We start from the raw sequence: 5,353 nt of genomic DNA, 5'->3' as shown, positions 1-5,353 counted from the left end.
GCCCTCTACCGAGCCTGCGCCGCCAAGCCGGCTGAAATCGTCATTCTCGACATTGGCCTGGAGGGCGAAGACGGCCTTTCCATAGCTTCCCATTTGCGGGCCTTGCAATCGGTCGGGATCGTCATGGCGACGGCCCGGAGTTCCATCGACGACCGGCTCAATGGTCTTGAAGCGGGCGCTGACGCTTACCTCGTCAAACCCATTGATGTTCGGGAGCTTGCTGCCACGGTGATGACGCTCAATGAACGTCTCAACAGGCGCCGCGCCCCTTCGTCTCCGGCCCCACGATGGACCCTGGAGGAAGGCTGCTGGGTGCTTACCGACGGCATGGGCCATCGCCTTCGCTTGACCACCTCGGAACGGCACTTTTTGGAACGCTTGTTCAGTGAGCGCGGCAAGACCGTCGATCGCCGCGCGCTCGTCGAAGCCATGGGCGCAGACATCTATGACTTCAACTATGCCCACCTGGACACCATCGTGAGCCGGTTGCGTCGAAGAGCCAAGAAATCCGACATGCTTCTCCCCTTGCACGCAATTCGAGGGTCAGGCTTCGCCTTCACCGATTAGAATGATCGTGCGGACCCTGTCCAGAGAGAAGATTGCCGATCTCATCAATTTGGGAGAGGACAGGGAGGAATTCGAGGAGCATCCTCAAACGACTGACAGTAAGTGTAATGATATGACAGTTACTGCGATTGTGAGGAATCACGAGATTAATTACTTCAAGGAAAGGATTGGATAAATCCGCATTCGTTAGATAGTTCGCATTCTATGCGCAATCGAACAGGAATGTGTCGTGCGCGTGGCGAGGTAGATAACGAGGGCGGCGGTGCGCAGAAGGGGTGCGGGATGCGGCAGCATAAGAGAGTTTTATTTGCCAGTTGTTCTATTCTAACCTTCGCATCCATCTATGTCGGGATTACCCCCGCGCTAGCGGGGGCGCCAAGCAACGAACAACTCTATCAGATGATTTTGGACCTGCAGCGAAATCAGAAGCAGATGGCGCGCAAACTTGAGGCCGCCTACGCCGAGACTGCCCAGGTTAAAGGAGAACTGGCCACCCTGAGGGGTTCGGTGGCCCAGAGTCGCGAGATGGCTGCGCTATCCTCGGTTGAGAGGCGCATGTACCTGTCAAGTCCGCAATCCGACACTCGTGCCGTTGCTGCGCCCAACGTGCGTGTCGGATTCGGCGCGGGAACCAATGGTCACGACCCGTATGCCTTTACCGACGGTTCCGTGGCGCTCCCGCTCGGTGAAAAATACGGCTTCCAGGTGGATGCGATTGGTGGCGTGACGCCAAACAGTAACTTCACAGGTGCCGCCGCGCATCTATTCCGCCGTGATCCGAAAGTTGGGGCGCTGGGTCTGTATGGAAGCTACCTTCATGGCGGAGGTGGTTACGATGATGGTGGAGTTCTTGAAAACGGCTATGTCGAAGGCAAGCTCGGCGTTGAAGGCCAGTACTATCTGGGCCGGGCCACGCTTGAGGGACTTGCCGGCATAGAATGGAACTCACTTGAAGAGGACGTCAGTCCGTTCGCCGAAGGCAGGGTCGGGTACTATCCTACGGATAACTTCAAGGTTAATGGCGGCCTGCGTCATCGCGACGCCTTTGGTGGTAGAACGCAACTTGTTGGCGGCGCCGAGTACCTGACCGAGTTCGGAAGCGGAATAGCGACTTCTATCTACAGTGATTTCAGCTTCGATCTGACGAACAGCGACGTCTCCTCAAGCGGCGATTTTTCTGCGATGGCCGGTTTGAGATTCCACTTCGGCACCAATGGCGATCGAAGCGCCCCGAAGACAGTTTTCTGCAAGGATCCGGACCAGAATTTCGAGTGCGCGGTCACGGATGGTCAGAACGATTATTATGCCGACAAGCCAGGTCGTTCCTTGATTCAGCGTGATCGTGGCGACTTCCTTCCATCGCACATCGTAAGAGACGTTGGCAACTTGCCGACGCCTTCCACCAATGTTTGGGGACAGCCAGGGGCGCCTGGCGCACCCGGCGAGGCTGGTGCGCCTGGAGTGCCCGGCGCGGAGGGGCCTGCCGGACCCACTGGGCCTGTCGGACTGCCCGGATCGGATGGGACACCTGGAGCGCCCGGCGATACCGGCGCGTCTGGACCTCCCGGCGCGCCCGGCGCGGAGGGACCTGGCGGACCTGCTGGGCCTGTCGGACTGCCCGGATCGGACGGGACACCTGGAGCGCCCGGCGATACCGGCGCGTCTGGACCTCCCGGCGCGCCCGGCGCGGAGGGACCCACTGGGCCTGCCGGACCGGTGGGACCTGCCGGACCGGAGGGGCCTGTGGGACCGGAGGGACCTACCGGACCGGCAGGCCCATAGTACCCCCTTCTGTCCTGGTCATGCCGCTACGGTTTGGCGGCATGATCAGCAACTTAGAATCGAATCGTTTGAGGATAGCGGAGAGTATGACCGGCCCGCGTCTTGACTGTATGATCCAGGCTCCGAACCCCCCTGAGCTTGTCGCCGCGGAGGGGACGCGAGATTGGATGGATGCGACCGACCAGCATTTCGCCTATCGTTGCACGCCGCTTTCAATCGCCAATGCCAGCGGATGGGAATTGTTGAACCCCATAAATGTGACTGTTACTTGGAACGGATACAACACCACAAAAGACATCGCCTTCCATGTAAACGAACCGAACGTCACGCACCGATTCATCAGCTCGACCTTCGGGCACGGCATAGTAACCTTTCATCCGGGTTACGTGTTTCGCACCGAGCCGGGCTGGATGGTGTGGGCTCGCGGCTCCCCCAACCGGATGAAGGACGGAATCGCGCCCCTGGACGGCTTGGTGGAAACCAACTGGCTGCCGTTCAGTTTCACCATGAATTGGCGCTTCACCCGCCCTGGGTCTGTCACTTTTGCCAAGGGCGAGCCTTTCTGTTTCATCACCATGATGCCAAGTGTCGCTATCGAGCAGGTGCAGCCGGTCATTCGTCCGATGGAGGACGATCCTGAGTTCCATAAAGAACATAAGGTTTGGAATAGCGAACGTCGACGGTTTTCGGCCGGGCTGCAGATGAACGACGAGCTTACCAAGGAGATGAAGTGGCAGAAGCACTATCTGCAGGGTGTTTCGCCGACGGGGAAATCGGTCGCGGATGACACTCACCGAGTAAAGCGAACTCTGAAGCGGCCGATCCACATCGACCAGTTGCGGGCCCAGGAAAAAGGTTCGCCAGTAGATGAAGCTAGCCAAGAGTAAGCGGCCTGTGCGCATTCCTCCAGTTGGATCGCTAGCATTTGGCCGTTCGATTAACGGGTCGGTTTCGAGCAGAGACGAAAGACCGGAATGCATCCGCCAGTTCGTGCGGTCGGGCTTTGTATTGGCGCTGGCGGCGCTCCTTGTCGGTTGCCTGGCGGATGGAAAAGGTAGCCCGAATACGGCTACAGAGTTAGTTCGCGTGAAAGCCGCTTACGCGAGGGAGCCGCATGAGGTCTTCATCGTCGATCGCAGCAAGTTTGACCAACGCTTTCTGCCTGTCGATGTGACGCCCCCGGAACGCTTGCCTGCCGGTACGGTGTTGATCGATACACAGCAGAGGTTCCTCTATCTATACCGCCTCGATGGAACGGCGCGGCGCTATGGCATCGCCGTCGGGGCTAGCGGTTACAGTTGGTCGGGCATTGCCAGCGTAGGGCGCAAAGCGGAGTGGCCCGCATGGTATCCGACTGACGACATGCGTAACCAGTCGCCCGACCTGCCGCGCATGGTCAGGCCCGGCACGCACAATCCGCTCGGCGCGCGAGCTCTCTATCTGTACAAGAACGGCGTGGATACGCTTTATCGTATCCACGGCACCTCAGAGCCCTGGACCATAGGAACTGAAGCGTCCTCAGGGTGCATTCGCATGCTCAACGAGGATGTGATCGAACTCTACAGTCTGGTGCCGCGGGGAGCAAAGGTCATCGTGAAGTGAGGCGAATTGAACAGGCGCAGGCAAACGCTTGCTGTCGGATGCCGCTGGACCATACCCACGCCGGCGGCACAGGTGACGGCAGATTTCTGCTTCTATCGATATTGCGTCATAGAGGGAGAATTTAAGACATAGGCGTCGCTGCTCGTATCGATAGCACTCGCGAATAAGGTTTTGGATACCTTAACCGTCATCTCTGTCCGTCATAATCGACGTTTAGGTATTCTTTTTTACACCTTTTGCGTGTACTGAAATAAAAAAAATCAATGGACGCGCCTATATATCAGTTCACGTCAGTGACGGCATGCCGTTCGTCTTCCCGTTCGCCGTCGGCATCAGTCAGGGCGCGAACGTCCGAAGGACAAATCCAGGCTGATGGGTTGGCAATTGAACGCACCGAGTGAAAGGACCTATGATGAGGCACTCTCTATTCATGCTGGTTTCCGCCGCGCTATTGAGTACCGCCGTTGCGGGTCCAGCGGCAGCGCAGACCGCCGCTGAAACAAACCAGGCCCTTGACGCGCTGTTCGGCAGTCACACAACCTATCAGCAGTTCTTCGACAAGCTGCAGAAGGCTGTCAGTGCCGGTGACAAGCAGACCGTCGCGTCGATGATCGATTATCCCTTCCGCGCCCGGATCGGCGGCAAGGCGATCAAGATAAACGACGCCGCGCATTTCGTGACGGATTACGACAAGATCGTTACCGCCAAGGTCAAACAGACCGTCCTCAAGCAGACCTATCCGACGCTGTTCGCCAATTGGCAAGGCGTCTCAATCGGTGATGGCGAGGTCTGGTTCTCCGGCGTCGGAGACGGCAACACCATCAAGATCACCGCGATCAACGACTGACACCTGGCGGAAGAAATTCCATTTTCGATGATACCGACGCAACCGATCGTTGACCACTCCGGAGGGTTCACATGCTACGTTACCTGTTCATTGCTTTGCTCGCGCTCGGCTCATCGTGGATGATCTCTGATGCCCGCGCACAATCGACCGTCGAATGCCAATCGAGGCACTATCAGTATGGCGAATGCTGGGCGGGCCCGCTGAGCAAGCCGCAACTCATTCATCAGACTTCCGGAAGTCCTTGTATTTTGAACCGGACCTGGGGCTACAATCCACGCAGCAAATATATTTGGGTCGCGCAAGGCTGCTCCGGAATTTTCGCCGATGTCGGCGGCTACCACCATGGACGTGGCGACAGCTTTGATCCCAATGCCCGCATGTATGACCATCGCGGTCATGACGTCGGCGCGGTGGTTGGCGGAGCTATTCTCGGCGCTCTGATCGAGGGGATGGCGGACGATCATCACAATCGACGGCACACGACGAGTAACTACCGCTCCGATAGCAGCTACAATGGTTGTCATGGCATCGGATGCAAAGTCGACAATCCGGACA

The 5,353-nt window shown here is 57.9% G+C and carries 6 protein-coding genes; all 6 read left to right on the top strand.

The annotated features are described in order from the left end of the window. Positions 1-567: response regulator transcription factor (locus EN893_RS17135; RefSeq protein WP_164775888.1), on the top strand; the 567-nt coding region annotated here is incomplete at its 5' end. 399 nt (positions 568-966) lie between these two features. Beyond that, a complete protein-coding gene (locus EN893_RS39885) occupies positions 967-2,349 on the top strand; it encodes a collagen-like protein (RefSeq protein ID WP_206520367.1) in 1,383 nt (460 codons plus the stop codon). Positions 2,350-2,390: 41 nt separating this feature from the next. Further along, positions 2,391-3,236, top strand: coding sequence for a DUF6065 family protein (locus EN893_RS17125; RefSeq protein ID WP_306254310.1), 846 nt, complete (start codon positions 2,391-2,393; stop codon positions 3,234-3,236). Continuing rightward, positions 3,217-3,951 carry a L,D-transpeptidase gene (locus EN893_RS17120; protein WP_127266890.1) on the top strand — a complete coding sequence of 245 codons (735 nt, stop codon included), beginning with the start codon at positions 3,217-3,219 and terminating at the stop codon, positions 3,949-3,951. The genes EN893_RS17125 and EN893_RS17120 overlap by 20 nt, the downstream gene beginning before the upstream one ends. Positions 3,952-4,381: 430 nt before the next feature. Further along, on the top strand, positions 4,382-4,798 hold the full coding sequence (locus tag EN893_RS17115; RefSeq protein ID WP_245465926.1) for a hypothetical protein: 417 nt from the start codon (positions 4,382-4,384) through the stop codon (positions 4,796-4,798). 71 nt (positions 4,799-4,869) lie between these two features. Continuing rightward, a partial coding sequence (locus EN893_RS17110) for a DUF3011 domain-containing protein (RefSeq protein ID WP_128361660.1) occupies positions 4,870-5,353 on the top strand: 484 nt, incomplete at its 3' end.

Origin of the sequence: Mesorhizobium sp. M7A.F.Ca.CA.004.04.2.1 (assembly GCF_004022825.1) — a bacterium.
In the GTDB taxonomy this organism is placed as follows: Bacteria; Pseudomonadota; Alphaproteobacteria; order Rhizobiales; family Rhizobiaceae; genus Mesorhizobium.
Note: the sequence above shows the minus strand (reverse complement) of the source record. Positions and strands in the feature narration are given on the sequence as shown.